Below are 18,492 nucleotides of genomic sequence, written 5' to 3'. Positions count from 1 at the left end.
TATATTGATGGATAATGATTAAGTATGGTGTTGCAAAGGAGAACTGCCGCTATGATGAATACCATTATTGTGCCTGTTGTCGCAGGCTTAGTCCTCTTCTTGTTCGGCATGAAACTGATGGAAACTTCGCTTCAACAGTGGGCCGGCCCTCGCCTCCAGCTGTGGCTGGAGCGGTTCACCCGCACGCCGGTGCGCGGCCTGATCACCGGCACGGTGCTGACGGCGGCGCTGCAAAGCTCCACCGCCATTACCGTCATCGCCATCGGCCTCGTCGGCGCCGGCGTGCTGACCTTCCCGAGAACGCTCGGCGTCATTCTCGGCACGAACATCGGCACCTGTCTCACCACCGAGCTGATCGGACTCAGCCTCGGAGGGATCGGCGTGCCGATCCTGATCGTTAGCGCCAGCATCTGGATGCTGAGCTGGCTGGCCGGCCCCTTGCCGTCGGCTGCGACGCAGCGGCAAGACATAACCGTTGCCGCCCCTGCTGGAGTCGGCCTAGGCTGGGTGCGCAGCGTCCGGTACGGTTCGCTGGCGGCCGCGGGCTTCTCGCTCGTGCTGCTCGGCATCGAGATCATGCAAACCATCGGGCCTGCGCTGCAGTCCCGCGGGCTCTTCGCCTGGTTCGTTCAGGAAGCGCAGCATAGCCTGCTGTGGGGAATCATCGCCGGGGCCGCCGTCACCGCGCTCGTGCACAGCAGTGCCGCGGTCATCGCAATGGCGATGGGCCTAGCGGCGGTGCAAGGCATCCCCGTCGAGCTGGGCATCGCGATCACGATCGGCGCCAACGTGGGCACTTGCGTAACCGCGCTGATCGCCGGGATGAGCTCCTCGCGGGCCGGGCGCTATGTCGCCTGGTCGCATATCCTCCTGAATATCGGAGGAGCGGTGCTGTTCTACCCGTTCATTCATCAACTGGTCAGCCTGTCCGCACTGCTGGCGCCCGATGCTTCATCGCAAATCGCCCGTTCGCAGACGATTTTCAATGTGGCCTGTTCACTGCTCGCCTTGCCGCTTTGCTATCTTAATATGTGGAAGCGCCTTGAGTTCCGTTCACAATAGCGACGCCGGAGCTAGTGCCAAGACGTGTCGCTCCCGCTTCAATCATGGCAACCGCCGTTTGATAATCTCTAACGCCGCCGGAAGCTTTCACGCCGATCGTGTCCGGTACGTTTTGGCGCATCAAGCGGACATCTTCTACGGTTGCTCCGCCCGGACCGAAGCCCGTGGACGTTTTCACGAAATGAGCGCCCGCTTCTTCGGAAAGTTTGCACGCCATCGCTTTTTGCTCGTCATTCAAAAATCCGGTTTCCATGATCACCTTGACGATCGCTTTTCCTTTGACCGCATCTACGACTTGCTTAATATCGGAACGTACGGCATCATACTGGCCTTCCATTAGGAGTCCGATCGGCAGCACCGTGTCAATCTCGGCCGCGCCGTTCTCTACCGCCTTCGCCGCTTCGAACGCTTTCACTTCGCTTAAGCTTGCGCCCAGCGGAAAGCCTACGACCGCCGCAACTTTAACGCCTGTCCCTTCCAGCGCTTGGCTGGCGGTGCTGACGAATTGGGAATTCACACATACGCTGAAAAATTGATGCTGCGCCGCTTCCTCGCATAATTTGTGGATGGCTGCTGTGCTGGCGTCCGGCTTCAGCAGCGTATGGTCGATATATTTGGCAATTTCTTTGGCAGTCAATGTCATTGGGTACACCTCGTCGTCGTATTGTTAAACAAGCTTTCCTTGCAGGAAAACAATGAGAAAGCCTCTAACCACGGAGTATGACCGCGCTAGAGGCAAGGTTATCGCCTTACAGATTCACAACGGCCGCTGTTTCCATTACGCGAACCAGCTGCCCTTTGCTTTCATTCACACCGGCTTCCGTCACCTTCACCCGGCATACTTGACCGATCATATCTTCGGAGCCTTCGAAAACTAGCTGCACATAGTTATCCGAATAGCCCATGTACAAGCCGCTGTCAGGAGCTCCCTTGTAAGCCCGTTCCGGAATGACTTCCAGCACTTGACCTACGAATTGCTGCGCATACGCAAGCTGCATCTTCTCAGAGAGATCGATGAGCTCGTGAACGCGGGCATTCTTGATCTCCTCGTCCACTTGGTCTTCCATCCGCGCGGCAGGCGTACCCGTCCGTTTGGAGTAAGGGAACACGTGCATTTCCGAAAACTTCATGCGCTCCATGAAGGCCACGCCGTTCCTGAACATCTCTTCCGTTTCGCCGGGGAAGCCGACAATAACGTCCGTCGTAATCGCTACATCCGGCATAATTTCATGCAGACGCTCGATTTTGCCGGCAAATTCGGCAGTCGTATACTTTCTCCGCATCCGTGCCAGCACGCGGTCATCCCCCGCCTGCAGCGGAATATGCAGATGGCGGCACATCTTGTCCGACGCTTGCAGCACTTCAATCACTTCATCCGTAATTTGGCTGGCTTCAATGGAAGAAATCCGAATGCGCTTAAGGCCTTCGACTTTGTCCAAGTCCCACAGCAGCTTCGCCAAGCTGTAATCCTCAATATCTTCACCATATCCGCCTGTATGAATACCCGTCAATACAATTTCCTGGTAGCCTGCAGCCACCAGCTGCTCCGCTTGCGCAATCACGCTTTGCGGTTCCCGGCTGCGCATCAGCCCGCGCGACCATGGAATGATGCAGAATGTGCAGAAGTTGTTGCAGCCTTCCTGGATTTTCAGGAATGCTCTCGTCCGGTCGGCAAAATCAGGCACGTCGAGCTCTTCGAACTGACGTGTTTTCATGATATTGCGCACGGCGTTGATCGGCTTGCGCTCCTGCTCGAACTGCTTCACGATCGGAATGATTTTGTCCCGGTCCTGCGTCCCGATGACCATGTCGACGCCCGGAATCGCCATGATTTCCGCCGGCGACGTTTGCGCGTAGCAGCCTGTCACGGCAACAATCGCCTCGGGATTGCGGCGAATGGCGCGGCGGATCATTTGACGGCTCTTCTTGTCCCCCGTATTCGTTACCGTACATGTATTGATGACGTAGACGTCAGCCGTTTGTTCGAAGTCGACCTGCTCATAACCCTCATTTTTGAAAAGCTGCCAAATGGCTTCCGTATCATAGAAATTCACTTTACAGCCTAATGTATGAAACGCTACCGTTGCCATAATGCTTATCCTCCCATCTCTCCGGTTTCATAGAAAAGACACGTAAGACCTACCATTGCGGCAGTCTCCGTGCGTAAAATGCGCGCCCCCAGCGATACGGAACGGAAGCCGGCCTCTTCCGCCTGCTTGATCTCCTGCTCCGTAAACCCGCCTTCCGGGCCAACTGCGATCACGACTTTGCTTCCTGGCCCCAATTTGCCTGCGGCACGCGCTTCCTGTATAGCAGGCTTCAGCTGCTGTCCGTCTTCCTTCTCGTAGCAGATCCAGGCGACGTCCGCTTCCGCGGCACGCTTCAGCAAATCTTTCCAGGCGTGCACAGCTTCGACTTGCGGCACACGGTTGCGGTGCGCTTGCTCGGCGGCTTCTTTGGCAATTTTCTGCCAGCGTTCCGTCCGCTTCGCCTCTTTCTTGGCATCGTACTGAACGATTGTGCGCTCGGATAAAAAAGGAAGAAACCGGGCTGCCCCGATCTCGGTCCCTTTCTGAATAATCGTTTCCATCTTGTCGCCCTTCGGCAAGCTCTGGGCAATCCACACCTGAACCGAGGACTCCGCGTTCATCGGCAGCTCCTCTACGATCTCCGCAGTGACAAGCCCTTTGTTCAGCTCGATGATACGGACGAGCACCTCGCGGTCATTGCCATTGCTGCAGATGACTTGGTCGCCGATATCCGCCCGCATCACCCGCACCAAATGATGCGCATCGTCCCCCTCAATCGTGACGGTGGGATTGCTGGCGTGAAACTGCTCCGGCGGGAGAAAATAACGCTGCATAGTCAAAGCCTCTCTATCTTCGTTCATTTCGATATTAGTTGAAACTTCCACTCACCATCATACCTTTTTTGCACTAGAAAATCTACAAGGGGTTGAACTTGGCAGTTACATGCCGAGCATCCAAGCGATAGGACGAAGAAATAAGTTGAGGATGTCATTGCCAAGACCCAGATATGGATCTAAGGTAACTCTTCTTAACGGCGGTACGAACACCACGAGTAAAAAAATGACAGAAGCCCATTGCTCAAACTTAAGCAAAGCTTCACTGTATTTTAAATTCACAACATCCTGTATAATCCGGTATCCGTCTAATGGAGGAATTGGGATTAAGTTGAATAGAAACAACCGGATATTAATTACGATCATCAGTTGTAAAAAGAGATGGATGGCATCAGCGCTCCCCTTAGTCATCCCATTCGTCCAACCGTATTTCTCAAAAAGCATTGCTACAAATAAACTGATAAAGGCCAGAATCAAATTACTGATCGGCCCCGCGGCCGTTACGATAATCCCCATCAGCCGCGGATTTTTGAAATTCCCGCGGTTGACGGGAACCGGCTTCGCCCAACCGAAACCGGCAATCAGCAGCATAATCGTCCCGAACAGGTCCAAATGAACCATCGGATTCAAGGAAACCCGGCCGAACCGATAAGCGGTATCGTCTCCTAATTTATAAGCGCTGTACGCATGAGCAAACTCATGAATCGTGAATGAAAGCACGAGGACCAGAATGACAAAAGGCAGCGTACTCCAGTCATAGAACAGTAATCCTCCCATGGATGAACACCTACAGCTTTCTAGCTACGATCACAACCCAATTCGAATCATAGTTTTTCTCTACAATTGTGAAATGGGCTGCAACCAGCGCTTTTTCGACAAGCTCTTCCTTAGCGGTAATAATACCGGACGTAATATAGTAGCCGCCTTCCTGCAGCACTTCATACACATCCTGGACAAAAGTAACGATGACTTCCGCCAAAATGTTGGCTACGACCAGTTGAACGGGAATCGTAACGCCCAGCTCAGCCGCGCCTTCCCCTTCGCTCTCTTTCAGAACGCCGAGCAAATCGCTCAGTTTAACGGTAATTCGGTCTTCAAGCCCGTTCTGTCTCGTATTATCCTCCGCACTGGTGACAGCGACAGGATCCAAATCTACCGCCAGGACATGCTTGGCTCCAAGCTTAGCGGCCGCAACCGATAAAATCCCCGATCCGGTCCCCACGTCGATCACATCGTCCCCAGGCTTCATCACTTTCTCCAGCGTTTTCAAGCATAGAGATGTCGTCGCATGAGTTCCCGTTCCGAACGCCATGCCCGGGTCCAGCTCCAGAATCAGCTCTTCCGGCGAAGCCTCGTAGTCTTCCCAAGTCGGTTTGATCGTGAGCCGGTCCGTAATGCGGATCGGTTTGAAATACTGCTTCCAGGCATGCGCCCAATCCTCGTCATCCACTTCTCTAAGCTCAAAAGTCGGATTGCCCGTATCAATATCATAGTCGCTAAGCTGGGCAACGGAGGCCTTGAGATTCGCCATAATCGGCTCCATGTCCGTCCCGTGATAGAAATAGCCTTTGATCACGGCTCTTCCTTCCGGAATATCGTTAAACGGTGTCTCGTACAGCTGGCCGAACGATGTATCGCGTTCTTTGTTCAATGTTCCCGACTCTTCAATGGAAACGCCTCCGGCGCCAAGTTCATGAACGAAATTCGTTATCATTTCTATGGCTTCTTCTGTCGTATGTACGGTTAATTCTTGCCAAAGCATCGGTGTGGCTCCCCCTGTCAATAATCGCAAATTACCCAAAAAAGCCCGACCGGGCTTCTTCATAAAGAACATTGTACTACACTTCGCTTCTTGGGTAAAATCGCCCAATTGTAAACGTTTTATTTTCTTTTATTTTCCTAACAACTTTCTAATAATTTCATGGTACATTTGAAGAAGTGGCAGCGGTTGAACGCAGTCCGATCCCGCCCTCATCATACCTTAGAACGGAGCCTTCCCGATGGTCAGAACACTGCTTATTTTACTTGTTATTCTAGGGCTTGAGTTTACCTCGCCGCTGGCAACGACCACACTGCTGGCCGGCAATTACAGTCAGGTCACCGCTCACCGGGGCAGTTCTGTGAAAGCACCGGAGAATACGCTGAGCGCTTTTCGGCAAGCGATCGCGGACAAAGCGGGTTACGCTGAGCTTGATGTTCAAGAAACAGCGGATGGCGTCGTGATGGTGATGCATGACGATAATGTTCGCCGCACGACAGGAATCGATAAGAACATGTGGGAGGCCACCTATAGTGAGCTGAGAATCAAGAGCGCCGGACGCTGGTTCAGCCCCAAATTCAAAAATGACCGTGTGCCCACGCTGGACGAGGTCATATCGCTTGCCAAGGATCGGATTAAACTGAACATTGAATTGAAAAACAACGGGCATGGTGTACGGCTTGCGGAGAAAACGGTCGACATCATTAAGGCTCATGACTTTGAGAAGCAGTGCACGGTAACTTCCTTTGACGCCGCGCTGCTCCACACGGTCAAGAAGCTGAACCCGCGCATCAAGACAGGGCTGATTACAAGTCAGAACCCGGATACAGCGGCTTTTTGGGAGAATCCGGATTATGACGTCATCTCTGCCGCCTATCCGATCGTGAACGAACCATTTATGCGGAAAGCTCTGGTTCATAATAAAGAAGTGTTCGCATGGACCGTCAACGATACTTCGGACATGAAGCGCATGCTGCAGCTGGGGGTCACCAGCATTATTACGGATGCTCCGGAACAGCTTGTTCGTCTCATGAACGAATCGATATAATCATACAAGAAAAGCACCTTTGTCCTCGCGGGACCCCGCGGGCACAAAGATGCTTTTTCCTTGTTTATATGGATCCGCCGGCGCTCTCAATGACTCGGCAAGCTTGATCATAGATGGAGTCGTCAATGACTGCCGTCAAGATGATATCCAAACCTACTGCGTTCATATCCCCGTCTACGCTTAGCATGCTGTCCGCCATCGCCGACTCAAAACCGCGTCCGACATCGTTGTCAAAGCGGTCAACCTGCACCTCGGCTGCGCGAAGGGCTCTCAGCTTGGCCGCCGCGCCTTCGGCTTGCTCATGCGCATGAAAATAAGCCAGAATCGCTTTTTCCGCCATAATTAGCACTCTTCCTGCCGGTGATCCGCCGCGTTGGCGCGCTCGGCAGCCTCGAAATCATCCCGGTCGGCAACCTCAGCTGAAAATTCGACGTCCTCATTCTTTGCAATGGGCAGTTTGCCCTGATTCTCTTGGCTTCGTTTGGCACTCATACCATAAACCTCCTGCACATTATCGTTGTAAAATGCAGTTCATAGTTTGCCTAAGTGAGGGGGTTTTATGCAAATATGGCTATTCCTTTATTTTCTCGAAAGAAGCATCATACAGTCTGAACATCGTCTTGTATCCCGACTCGTCGAGCTTCACGCCCACATCAAGCTTGCCCGTTATGAGCAGCGGGCCTGACGTGTAGCGCAGCTTCACATCATCCGGCACGAAGACGATCATAATTTTATTCCAGTAGGTTTCGTCACCGTTATCGAAAGGGCACTCCGCCCCGGGCTTCGGAATGAGCAGGAACCAATGTTTGTCGAAGGACAGCACCTCGCCCATGAATCCTTTGATTTGCACGGTCTTACCGCTCATATCCCAGAAGCGTTCGGATGGCCGGTCCTGCTTGTCATCGTCGAAAAACTGGTCCCAGTTGATCTCGTTGCCTTTCGTAGAAGCCGGCTTCGCGCTCTCCGGACTGGCAGCCGGTTTCACCTTAACGGCAGGCGTCGCTGCGCTGGTCACAGCGGGAGCGGTGCTCGGCGCAGCCTTAGGCTGCCCGGAAGCCGGAGGAGCCGCTGACGCCGACTCGCGCACAGGGGCTGCCGGCGGGCTCGCCGTCACCGGAGCCAGCTCCGGCGATACAGCCGGCGCAGCCGATGGCGCCGCAGCTCTTGCAGCGGAGGTTGCGGCAGGAGTTGCCGTGGGGGTTGCCGCAGGGGCTGCCGTGGGGACTGCCGGAGCGCCTATAACTGACGCGGTGTCTGAAGCGCTGCCGAACGATTGACCGGCCGTTGCCGCATTCTTTTGCCCACAGCCGGTTACGAGCAAGATGCCTATTAACGCATATGCAATAAGCGAATATCGATTGATCTTCATGACGAACACCTCAACCTTCATGACTTGAATAATTGCAGCGGATCAACGCGGTAAGCCTGCAGCGCAGGGCCGGCGGAAGCCACAAGGCCGATGCACAGCGTACCCAGCACAAGGAGCCACTCGCCCGGCAGAAACTGCCAAGCCTGCAGCTGCAATCCCGTCCATTCAAACACCGCCTCGCGGCTCAGATGACCGCCGATGTGTCCAACCGCCATCCCTGAAGCAAGACCGATGATAGTGAGAAGAAGCCCCTCCCCGATCAGGGAAGACCATATGAATGTCCGTGATTTGCCGATTAACCGCAGCAGCGCGACATCTTTCTTCCGCTCGTTCACGGCGGCAACCAGCGACAGCAGGATAGCGCTAGCGGCAAGTATAATACAGATGCCCGTTACGACGCTTAGCGCCTGGGCGCCTTGATCGACGACATTCACAACTTCGGCAACGGATTTGCTCGTATAGATGGCCTGTATGTTGCTGAGCTGCCCATATTTCGTTTTGATGGCTTGCGCCCCAAGCAGCGATTTGGGCTTGACCAGGATGGACGTAATTTCTTTCTGCTCCGCAGACTCGCTCTCATGAACCGCCCAAGCATAATCCATCGTCGTGAAAACAGCCCGGTCGTCCGAAGTCATTAGCGGAGGCAAAATACCTACAACGGTATAAGAGAAGCTGTGATGCTCATCTTCATCCTGGCCGTCCTCATGCTCCTCGGCCTCCGCCGCCTCCTTCACGAGGCCGTGTGCACCTTGAAACTTATCGCCAACGTGCAGCCCCAGTGAATCAGCAATATGGGAGCCTACGATGGCATCGCCTAACTTCCAGTACATACGGCCTTGCGCCAGCTTGGTATCCGCGCCGTAGCGGGTGGCGAAATATCCCGCGTCGATGCCGACAATCGGGTAGCCATTGTAATTGTCTCCTGTTGTCATCGCGTAGGCGCTGTCAACGGATTCCTCCTGGCGAATCTCATCCAGCAGAGCGAACGGCACATTTCCCGTCGGCGCCCCGACATGGTAGTACGTGTTAAGCGCAAGTTGGGAAGGGCTGCCTTTGGCGCCGATCGTCACCTCAAACGGACCGTACCCCTTCTCGGCGCCCCGCTCCAAGCCAGCGCTGCATAAGAGCAGAAAGACGACCAAAGCAGCCGTTATACCGACGGAGAACACAGTGAGCAGCGACAAGGTTTTCCGATGAAGGATGTTTCTCCATACTAAGATGATCATTGTCATACGGCGCTTCTCCTTGTTACTTCGTTAATATCGCCGATTTGAACCTGCTTCGGATACATTTCCGCCAGGTGCAAATCGTGGGTAACCGTCACCAGCGTCAACTGCTCCGTCTTGCATATATCGAGCAGCAGCGCCATGACATCGCCGGCTGTTTCCCAGTCCAGGCTGCCTGTCGGTTCATCTGCCAGTACCAGCTGCGGCTTCGTGACGAGCGCGCGAATGATTGCCGTCCGCTGCTGCTGGCCCCGAGACAGCTCATAAGGCATATGATGCTGGCGATCCTTCAAGCCGACCCTTTCAAACCATTCGTCGAGAATCTCTTTGGATTGTTTCTTGCTCCAAGCGGCAGGAAGGACCAGCTCCACGTTCTGCCTGGCTGTCAGTGAGGAAATCAGATGAAAGTCTTGGAAAATATAGCCTACGTGTTCAGCGCGGTATCTGTCCCTGCCGCTTTGGGAGTACGTGTGCAGCGGCATTCCGTTCACCCAGATTTCACCTTCATCCGGTACCATGACGCCGCTCAGCAAGTGCAGCAGCGTACTTTTCCCGCTTCCGCTCGGTCCGAGCAGTGCCACTCTCTCCCCTTGCGCGATCGCCCAATCGGCAACTTTAAGGATGGGCAATTGTCCGTTGTGCATCCTGAATGATTTCGAAATATGTTTCAATTCAATCATCGCTATCCTCCGAATCCGGTACACCCAGATAGATAAAGAGGACAAGGGAAGCGTGATCCCCTGTCCTTCATTATGCTTGCATGCATTAATTTTTGATGATGCGCTCGTTCACGGAATCCCAAGTCATCGCTGTGCCAGTCAGCTTGTTGAAAGCTTCCAGCGGCAAGTACAGTTTGCCGTTGTCTACGTTACCTACGAGGGTGCTCGCAGCTCCGTTCTCTGTTACTGCGCCGGTTTCTACGAGGACGGACAGCTTCTGGCTGCCCTTGGACAACGTAACCGTTCTGGAGGCTTCATCCCAAGCAACGGTGATGTCCAGCGCTTCAGCCAGCGATTTGGCTGTAAACAAGGTTTGATTATCGCGAGTGACTTTGAACAGCGGGTACAAATATTTAGCTTGCAGTTCTTTGGTTACCGCTGCCAGATCGGCGCCGATCACTTGCGCTCCGCTTTTCGCAATATCCGTATTGTCGATATCGCCTTTAACCAGCGAAGCGATCGGACCGTATGCCCAGACCCCAACATCAACACCTGTGTGGCCATGCCCTGTCCAGCCTACAGCCAGTCTTTTGGAGATGACTGCATTGTATCCGCCGGCGCGGCCGTAAGAGGAACCGTCCCCTTTGAGAATGAGCGCAACCTCTTCATCGGACAAGTCGGTAAATCCGATATTGTCGGCGACAATTTTACGAACATCTTCCGCAGTTTGCGCCGCTTTCAAGAGACTGTCCAGGTATTCATAGGAATGCTTCTGCTTATTGAACAGATCGACGTTCAACTCGTATACGTTGTTGATCCCGAGGGATAAACCGCCTGTCTCGTGGTCAGCCGATACAACGACCGAAGTATTGCCGTCTTTCTTCGCGAAGTCGACCAATGTTTTGAACGTTGCATCCAATTCCAGCAATTCTTGAATGTTCGCCGGCAAATCGTTCGCATGGCCAGCATGGTCGATGCGGCCTTGCTCAACAAGCAGAACGAAGCCGTCTTTATCCTGGGACAGAATGTCCAGCGCCTTTTGCGTCATTTGCGGCAAGCTTGGCGTATTCGCATCGCGGTCAAGCACATACGGGATCTCGTTCATGGCGAACAAACCGAGCGCTTTGTCCGTTGTGGCCGGGATTGCATCCAAGCCTTTTTTATCGAACGCAGTTTGGAAGCCTTTTGCCTCGTAGTCAGGGATAATGTTTTTGTCCGTACGTTTGCCTTTCTCGTCTTTGGTTACGAAATTCGTTTTGCCGCCGCCGAAAATAACGTTCACGCCGCTATTCAAGTATTGCGTAGCAATCGCATTCTGATTGCTGCGTTGACGAACGTGGGACGCCCATACCGCCGGCGTAGCGCCTGTGATATTATCCGTCGACACAAGCCCTGTCGCCTTACCTTGCTTCATTGCCGCTTCGATGATCGAACCGAAAGGCTTGGCCACATCGCCGTTCGAAACGCTGATCGCATTATTGTATGTTTTATTGCCTGTGGAGAACGCTGTCGCTGCCGCTGCCGAGTCTGTAACGGCTCCGGATTCGGATGTGTAAGGGCCCGGCTGAGAGTATGTAGTTGCTTTACCGACGTAATATCCGCCATCCAGCTCTAAACGGTCTTTATTTAAAAACTTTTTGGAGTAGTATCTTGCTGCCGTCACTTCGGCCGGACCCATACCGTCACCGATGAGCACGATCAGATTCTTCGATTGCGCCGCAGCAGGAGCCGCAGGAGCTGCAGGTGTTGCAGGAACAGCAGGTGTTGCAGGTGCCGATGTTTCCGCTGCCGAAGCTGCGCCTGCTACGCTGACCGCCAATACGGAAAGAGTTAAAGAGGAGCTCATGATTTGTTTCAATCGTTTTTTCAAGATGTTTCCCTCCAATAATAGTATTTCACCTTAACTAGCATAAGGCCGATAGATTAAGAGGAAGTTATACCAACGTATTCGCTATGTAAAATATTTCATATACTATTTGCTTAGTGTAAACATCGCAATAAAAAAACACCCCGCGCAAACATTTCAAACAGAACATTCTCTGTCAAAAGTTCGCACGGGGTGCTATGGTTTAATCGCCTAAAAAGGCTCTTTTCATACGTTCGAAAATCGATTGATTTTGCTCATGCGTATGCTCGCCGGTTTGCTTGCCGAATTGGCGCAGCAGATCCTTCTGATCCTCGCTGAGGTTCGTCGGCGTTACGACGACGACTTTGACGTGCTGATCGCCTTGCCCGAAGCCCCGCAGATGCGGCACTCCTTTGCCTTTCAAGCGGAAATACGTGTCGGTTTGCGTGCCTGCCGGAATTTTGAGCTTCACTTTCTCCGTCAGTGTCGGGATCTCGATCTCATCGCCGAGCGCAGCCTGCATGAACGTTAACGGCACTTCGCAGTAAATGTCATTGCCCTCACGCTCGAAAAATTCATGCGATTTGACGCGAATCACGACGTACAAATCCCCTGAAGGGCCGCCGCGCGTACCGCTTTCGCCTTCGCCGGATACGCGAAGTTGTGCACCGTCATCCACACCTGCTGGAATCTTGATGTGAATGGTGCGCTGCTTCTTCACTTTACCGTTGCCGTGGCACGTTCCGCATTTCTCTTTAATGATTTTGCCCGTTCCGTTACACTGCGTACATACGCGGCGGTTCACGATACGGCCGAACGCCGTGTTCTGCACGACTTCCTGCTGGCCGCTGCCATGGCAGCCGCCGCACGTTTCCGGCTTCGTTCCCGGCTTGGCGCCTGATCCGTTACAAGTGTCGCAGTTCTCGGTACGCGGAATATGAATATCGGTTTCTTTGCCGAAGATCGCTTCCTTAAACTCCACCTGCATCGTATATTGCAAATCGTTCCCGCGCTGCGGCGCATTCGGATTGCGCCGGTTGCCGCCGCCACCGCCGAAGAACATATCGAAAATATCGCCGAAGCCGCCGCTGAAGTCTTGGCCACCCATACCCTGGTTCGGATCAACGTGACCAAACCGGTCGTATTGGGCTTTCTTCTGATCATCGCTAAGCACATCATAAGCTTCTTTTGCTTCTTTGAATTTATCTTCCGCATCCGCTGCTTTATTCACGTCAGGGTGATACTGGCGCGCCATTTTACGGTAAGCCTTCTTGATCTCTTCTTGCGAAGCCTCTTTGCCAACCCCAAGTACCTCGTAATAATCACGTTTACTCATTATTCCACTCCCATGTTCAAGACTACCAACGAACGGAAAGTCAAAGCCACGGGAGAACTCCCTTTGGCTTTGACTCATTCGTTCCTACATATCCGGCATTACTCTAGGATATGTTTATTTTTTTTGTTCGTCAACCACTTCATAGTCAGCGTCAACAACATTTTCTCTGCCTTTCGGAGCTTCTCCAGCGCCTGCGCCAGCCGCACCGTCGGCACCTTGTGCTGCGGAAGCTTGCTCATACAACTTCACGGAAAGCTGTTGGATCACTTCTGTCAGCTCGGCAGTCGCAGCTTTAATCGCTTCGATTTCGTTGCCAGCCAGAGCGGCCGTCACTTTTTCTTTCGCTGCATTCGCTTTATCGATCTCACCTTGGTCGACTTTGTCGCCAAGATCTTTGATCGTTTTGTCAACGGAGTATACGAGCTGATCCGCTTCGTTGCGGGCCTCGACAAGCTCTTTGCGCTGACGGTCTTCTTCAGCATGCGCTTCCGCGTCTTTCACCATTTGCTCAACTTCCGCATCGCTTAAGCCGCTGGAGGAAGTGATCGTGATTTTTTGGCTTTTGCCCGTTCCTTTATCCAATGCGGATACGTTCACGATACCGTTGGCATCGATATCGAAGGATACTTCGATTTGCGGTACGCCGCGCGGAGCCGGTGGAATGTCGCCAAGCATGAAGCGGCCCAATGTTTTGTTGCCGGACGCCATGGAACGCTCACCTTGAAGCACGTGAATCTCTACGCTCGTTTGGTTATCCGCATAAGTGGAGAACACTTGGGATTTGGTTGTTGGGATCGTTGTGTTGCGGTCGATCATTTTCGTGAACACGCCGCCTGCCGTCTCGATACCGAGGGACAGCGGAGTTACGTCAAGAAGAACGACGTCTTTCACTTCACCTGTCAAGACACCGGCTTGCACAGCTGCGCCAAGCGCAACGACTTCATCCGGGTTAACGCCTTTGTGAGGCTCTTTGCCTGTCAATTTTTTGATCGCTTCAACAACCGCCGGAATCCGTGTGGATCCGCCGACAAGAACGACTTTATCGATTTGGCTAGTGGAAAGGCCGGAATCTTGCAGCGCTTGACGAGTTGGTCCAAGCGTTCTTTCTACCAGGTGAGCGGAAATCTCTTCGAATTTCGCGCGAGTCAGGTTAAGCTCCAAATGCTGAGGCACGCCGTCAGCTACCGTGATGAACGGCAGGGAGACCGTCGTTGTCAGAACGCCGGAAAGCTCTTTTTTCGCTTTCTCAGCAGCATCTTTCAAACGTTGTACCGCTGCTTTATCTTTGCTAAGGTCGATGCCTTGCTCTTTCTTGAATTCAGCTACGAGGTGATCGATGATCACTTGGTCGAAGTCGTCTCCGCCCAGCTTGTTATCGCCGCTTGTCGCTTTTACTTCGAAGAAGCCGTCGCCAAGCTCAAGGATGGATACGTCAAACGTACCGCCGCCAAGGTCGTATACAAGAATCGTTTGGTCTTCGGACTTCTCCAAGCCGTAAGCAAGAGCTGCTGCAGTCGGCTCGTTGACGATACGAAGAACTTCCAGACCGGCGATTTTGCCCGCATCTTTCGTTGCTTGACGCTGGGAATCGTTGAAGTACGCAGGAACCGTGATAACCGCTTGGGTTACTTTTTGGCCCAGGTACGCTTCTGCGTCAGCTTTCAGCTTTTGCAGGATGATTGCGGAAATCTCTTGCGGCGTGTACTCTTTGCCGTCGATCACTTCTTTGTGGTTTGTACCCATGTAACGTTTAATGGAAATAACTGTTTTGTCCGGGTTCGTGATCGCTTGGCGTTTGGCCGTTTCCCCAACGACACGCTCGCCGTCTTTCTTGAAGCCGACCACGGATGGAGTCGTACGGTTACCTTCCGGATTCGGGATAACGACAGCTTCTCCGCCCTCCATTACAGCAACGCAAGAATTCGTAGTACCTAAGTCAATACCGATAACTTTACTCATGTTAAAGCTTCCTCCTTTTGCTCCTCAGGAACATATGGTTAATTTGCGATTTGGTAAAATGATAAGATCTGTTCGCTTCTTATACGCTGACTTTCACCATAGCCGGCCGAATGACTTTATCTTTCAGAATATAGCCCTTCTGCAGCTCCTCAACCACGACGCCTTCCTCGTGCTCGTCGGATTCAACCTGCATCACCGCTTGGTGGAATTCAGGGTTGAACGGCTGACCTACTGCTTCAATTGGCTTCAGACCTTCTGCCGTCAGCAGTTGGTCCATCCCGCGATACGTCATCTCAAGACCTTTGGCCAATGCGTCGAAATCTTTCGTCTCTTTGCTGGAAGCCAGCGCGCGATCGAAGTTGTCAATGATCGGCAGAAGCTGCTCGATCAATTTAAGTGAAGCATATTTGGCGAAATCTTCCTTCTCCGCTCTGGCGCGGCGGCGGAAGTTGTCGAAGTCCGCTTGAACGCGTAATAAACGCTGATAGTTTTCTTCGGCTTGCATACGCACCTTATCAAGTTCGCTTGGCTCCACAGAAGCCTCAGCGCCCTGTTCGCGGGCAACCGCATCTTCTTGATTCTCAGCGGCTTGCTCGTTGTCGGCTGCGTATGTAGTGTTCACGTTTTGCTCTTCTGTTTTGTTTTCAGTACTCAATTGTCCTTCACCTCCTAAACATAATACACCAAAAGTTCGTCTATCGACAGTTTGCCCAGCTTTAGCCCTCTTCAAAAGGCTGCTTCATCTTAATAACCGTATGAATGCGCAGCACGGCGGCAGCAACTTCGCCTGCAGCCTGGAGTGCGTGTATTTTCACATCAGCGGGGTCTACGATGCCCGCTTCCACAAAATCCGCCACTTGACCGGTATCGCAATCGATGCCGAGGCTGTCGGTTTCCAGCGCGATCTGAGCCGCTTTCAGCTCCTCCACCTTCTCAAGCGGATTGTAGCCGGCGTTAACGACAATTTGCGCCAGCGGCTTGCGCAGCGCACCCGCAACAGCGGCAACGCCGAAGCCTTCCATGCCCTTGATCGTTTCGCGAACGCGCTCGAGATCATGGGCCACCGCCATTTCCGCGGCGCCGCCTCCCGGCAAGTACCCGCCGCGTACGGCGGCTTGCACGGCCGAAGCGGCGTCCTTCGCGATGCGCGAGCGCTCATGCGCCGCTTCCCGCGTTGCCGCGCCGACGATCACGGTCACGTGCTGCTCGCCGTGGCCGCCGGCCACGCGCACGCGTCCCAGCCGCTCGTCGTATGCGGCATAGCCTGCGCGGCCTAAAGCCGCGCTCAGCTCGGCGGCGCTCTTGCGCAGCGCCGTGCGCCGCACCGGCCGGGCGCCGGTGTGCTCGCTCAAGTGCTGCATGTCCCGGCGGGACAGCCGCTGCAGCACGATAATCCCATGGTCGGAGCAGAATTGCTCCGCCTCGGGATCTACCCCGCGGTCGGCGGCAATGAGGCCGACCCCTAGCTCCAGCAGCCGCTCCAGCGAGCTGCGGAACTGATCCCTGAGCTGCATATGCCGGCCGAAGCCCGCTTCGGTCACCAGCGATTCCTCGCTGACCGCCTCAGGCTCGAGAGCATCGTGCAGCACGAGGATCCGGGTATCTCGGCGCTCCTGCTCGAGATGCAGGTTCATCGGCTTCTGGTTCAGCAGAATGCCGGTCCATACCTCGCTGATCGCCTCTTCGTGGGCGATCACGCTGTCGGCGAAGCGGTAGCCTTCTTCGCGAAGCTTCGCTTCGCCGACCGCTTCGGCCGCCTGCACGATGAGCCGCGCGATATCCGCCTGCTCCCGGCCCGCCGTGATGGCGATGCGCTGCAGCGCGCCGTCGTTTAATCCGGCGAGCGGTCTGCTGCGGCGCTGCAGGCTGGCGGTCGCCAGCTCGATGCCTTGCAGCATCCCGCTGACGACTTTCGCGACAGGGACGCCGCGCGTAACTTGGGCGACGCCTTCTTGAACGAGCGCCCCGGCCAGCACGGTAGCCGTTGTCGTACCGTCGCCGATCTGCCGCTGCTGGCTGCGCGCAACTTGAATCATCAAGCGCGCCGCAGGGTGCGAAACATCCATCTTCTCTAGGATGGTCACGCCATCGTTCGTGATGATCACTTCACCCTGCCCGCCAACTAGCATCGTGTCCAAGCCTTTGGGACCTAGTGTCCCCTCGACCGCCGAGCAGATCGCCCGGACGGCCGCGGCATTATTCACTAAGGTTGAGTAGCGTTCTTCGCCCTCTCCCTGTACCGTTTTGATTCCACTCATTTGCCATACCAACGTCCCATGACGTCTTCCATTTGCTTGGATAAATGATGCATCAAAGAAATAACCCGGGCATATTCCATCCGCGTCGGCCCCAGAATTCCGATCGTGCCAAGCGGCTGTCCGCCAATCGCGTAAGACGCTGTTATTAATGAACAATTATTAATGGCTTCAATACTATTTTCAGCACCGATTTTGATCTCGATGCCTTCATTAGAAGGTGTAAACAATTTGATTAATGTCGGCGCTTCTTCCAATAGATCAAAAATGCTCTTCACCTTTTCAACATCTTTAAACTCAGGCTGCATCAGCATATTGGTCATACCGCTAAGAAATACCCGGTCCTTGTCGTCGCTGTTAATCACGCTCTCTACGACGGCGAGAAGCTCCTGGTAGCCATTCACATACTTGCTAAGCTCGCTGGAAACCTCGTTATATAACCTTGATTTGAACTGGATCAGCGGTACGTTCTTCAGCTTGGCGTTCAAAATGTTCACGACCTTCTCGATCTCGGACATTCGGATGCCTTCAGGAATCGTGACCGTTCTGTTCTCCACATGGCCGGTATTCAAAACAATGATCGCAACCGCCGTCGTATCCGTCAGCGGAATGATCTGCAAATGCTTCAGCGTCGTGCTGAACACTTCAGGCCCAAGCACGATGGACGTATAATTCGTAAGAGAGGAGAGCATGCCAGCCACATGCTGAATAACCCCTTCCATCTCTTGAATGCGTTCGGCGAATGCGCCTTTCAACGAATTCAAATCATTCTCATGCAGAGTTCCATGCTGCAGCAAGTGATCGACATAGTAGCGATAACCTTTGTGCGAGGGAATACGGCCTGCGGACGTATGGGGCTGTTCCAAGTAACCCATCTCTTCGAGATCGGACATTTCATTACGGATCGTGGCCGGACTAAACCCGACATTTCCCCGCTTCGAAATACTTCTTGAACCAATCGGTTCAGCAGAACGAACATAATCATCGATGATCGCACTCAAAATCATGCGCTGGCGTTCTGTCAACATCAAATACCCCTCCTCTTCACAACATGGTGTTAGATCACTTTCGTTAGCACTCGTATTTAGTGAGTGCTAAATCCTAATACAA

18 protein-coding genes are annotated in these 18,492 nt (G+C 53.6%); 2 read left to right on the top strand and 16 right to left on the bottom strand.

The window, feature by feature from the left end:
* Positions 1-51: 51 nt before the first annotated feature.
* Positions 52-1,062: a Na/Pi cotransporter family protein gene (locus J2X61_RS09000; RefSeq protein ID WP_310187459.1), complete on the top strand. Its 1,011-nt coding sequence runs from the start codon at positions 52-54 to the stop codon at positions 1,060-1,062.
* Here J2X61_RS09000 and deoC read toward each other — a convergent pair.
* The 5 genes from deoC to prmA form a co-directional block, all read right to left on the bottom strand.
* On the bottom strand, positions 1,025-1,705 hold the full coding sequence (gene deoC / locus J2X61_RS08995; RefSeq protein ID WP_274469405.1) for a deoxyribose-phosphate aldolase: 681 nt from the start codon (positions 1,703-1,705) through the stop codon (positions 1,025-1,027). The genes J2X61_RS09000 and deoC overlap by 38 nt on opposite strands.
* A gap of 106 nt (positions 1,706-1,811) precedes the next feature.
* Entirely contained in the window at positions 1,812-3,152 is a 1,341-nt protein-coding gene (gene mtaB, locus J2X61_RS08990; protein WP_274469406.1) for a tRNA (N(6)-L-threonylcarbamoyladenosine(37)-C(2))-methylthiotransferase MtaB, read from the bottom strand.
* Between the two features lie 5 nt (positions 3,153-3,157).
* Complete coding sequence (locus J2X61_RS08985) at positions 3,158-3,925, bottom strand: 16S rRNA (uracil(1498)-N(3))-methyltransferase (protein ID WP_274469408.1); 768 nt, start codon at positions 3,923-3,925, stop codon at positions 3,158-3,160.
* 105 nt (positions 3,926-4,030) lie between these two features.
* Positions 4,031-4,702, bottom strand: coding sequence for a site-2 protease family protein (locus J2X61_RS08980; protein ID WP_274469409.1), 672 nt, complete (start codon positions 4,700-4,702; stop codon positions 4,031-4,033).
* 10 nt (positions 4,703-4,712) lie between these two features.
* A complete protein-coding gene (gene prmA / locus J2X61_RS08975; RefSeq protein ID WP_310187456.1) occupies positions 4,713-5,687 on the bottom strand; it encodes a 50S ribosomal protein L11 methyltransferase in 975 nt (324 codons plus the stop codon).
* Positions 5,688-5,925: 238 nt separating this feature from the next.
* Here prmA and J2X61_RS08970 point away from each other — a divergent pair, with 238 nt between their 5' ends.
* Positions 5,926-6,732 carry a glycerophosphodiester phosphodiesterase gene (locus J2X61_RS08970; RefSeq protein ID WP_274469411.1) on the top strand — a complete coding sequence of 269 codons (807 nt, stop codon included), beginning with the start codon at positions 5,926-5,928 and terminating at the stop codon, positions 6,730-6,732.
* Between the two features lie 64 nt (positions 6,733-6,796).
* On the opposite strand, the gene J2X61_RS08965 is transcribed toward J2X61_RS08970, so the two are convergent.
* From J2X61_RS08965 to hrcA, 11 genes are all read right to left on the bottom strand, one after another.
* Positions 6,797-7,072 (bottom strand): hypothetical protein, encoded by a 276-nt coding sequence (locus tag J2X61_RS08965; protein WP_310187454.1) that lies wholly within the window; start codon positions 7,070-7,072, stop codon positions 6,797-6,799.
* 2 nt (positions 7,073-7,074) lie between these two features.
* Complete coding sequence (locus J2X61_RS08960) at positions 7,075-7,224, bottom strand: YfhD family protein (RefSeq protein ID WP_274469413.1); 150 nt, start codon at positions 7,222-7,224, stop codon at positions 7,075-7,077.
* A gap of 79 nt (positions 7,225-7,303) precedes the next feature.
* Positions 7,304-8,101, bottom strand: a complete 798-nt coding sequence (locus tag J2X61_RS08955; protein WP_310187452.1) for a hypothetical protein — start codon at positions 8,099-8,101, stop codon at positions 7,304-7,306.
* Positions 8,102-8,118: 17 nt separating this feature from the next.
* Entirely contained in the window at positions 8,119-9,333 is a 1,215-nt protein-coding gene (locus tag J2X61_RS08950; RefSeq protein ID WP_310187450.1) for an ABC transporter permease, read from the bottom strand.
* Entirely contained in the window at positions 9,330-10,007 is a 678-nt protein-coding gene (locus J2X61_RS08945; RefSeq protein WP_274469416.1) for an ABC transporter ATP-binding protein, read from the bottom strand. The genes J2X61_RS08950 and J2X61_RS08945 overlap by 4 nt, the downstream gene beginning before the upstream one ends.
* An 85-nt stretch (positions 10,008-10,092) precedes the next feature.
* On the bottom strand, positions 10,093-11,856 hold the full coding sequence (locus tag J2X61_RS08940; RefSeq protein ID WP_274469417.1) for an alkaline phosphatase: 1,764 nt from the start codon (positions 11,854-11,856) through the stop codon (positions 10,093-10,095).
* A gap of 199 nt (positions 11,857-12,055) precedes the next feature.
* Positions 12,056-13,168: a molecular chaperone DnaJ gene (gene dnaJ / locus J2X61_RS08935; protein WP_274469418.1), complete on the bottom strand. Its 1,113-nt coding sequence runs from the start codon at positions 13,166-13,168 to the stop codon at positions 12,056-12,058.
* A gap of 114 nt (positions 13,169-13,282) precedes the next feature.
* Positions 13,283-15,127, bottom strand: a complete 1,845-nt coding sequence (gene dnaK / locus J2X61_RS08930) for a molecular chaperone DnaK (protein ID WP_274469419.1) — start codon at positions 15,125-15,127, stop codon at positions 13,283-13,285.
* A 79-nt stretch (positions 15,128-15,206) separates the two neighbouring features.
* Entirely contained in the window at positions 15,207-15,782 is a 576-nt protein-coding gene (grpE, locus tag J2X61_RS08925) for a nucleotide exchange factor GrpE (RefSeq protein WP_274469420.1), read from the bottom strand.
* A gap of 61 nt (positions 15,783-15,843) precedes the next feature.
* Positions 15,844-17,385 carry a TCP-1/cpn60 chaperonin family protein gene (locus J2X61_RS08920; RefSeq protein ID WP_274470856.1) on the bottom strand — a complete coding sequence of 514 codons (1,542 nt, stop codon included), beginning with the start codon at positions 17,383-17,385 and terminating at the stop codon, positions 15,844-15,846.
* Positions 17,382-18,410, bottom strand: a complete 1,029-nt coding sequence (gene hrcA, locus J2X61_RS08915; RefSeq protein WP_274469421.1) for a heat-inducible transcriptional repressor HrcA — start codon at positions 18,408-18,410, stop codon at positions 17,382-17,384. The genes J2X61_RS08920 and hrcA overlap by 4 nt, the downstream gene beginning before the upstream one ends.
* Positions 18,411-18,492: the final 82 nt, after the last annotated feature.

The sequence above is a fragment of the Bacillus sp. 3255 genome (genome assembly GCF_031456485.1).
Lineage (GTDB): Bacteria > Bacillota > Bacilli > Paenibacillales > NBRC-103111 > Paenibacillus_E.
This window is presented reverse-complemented; position numbering and strand designations above follow the sequence as displayed.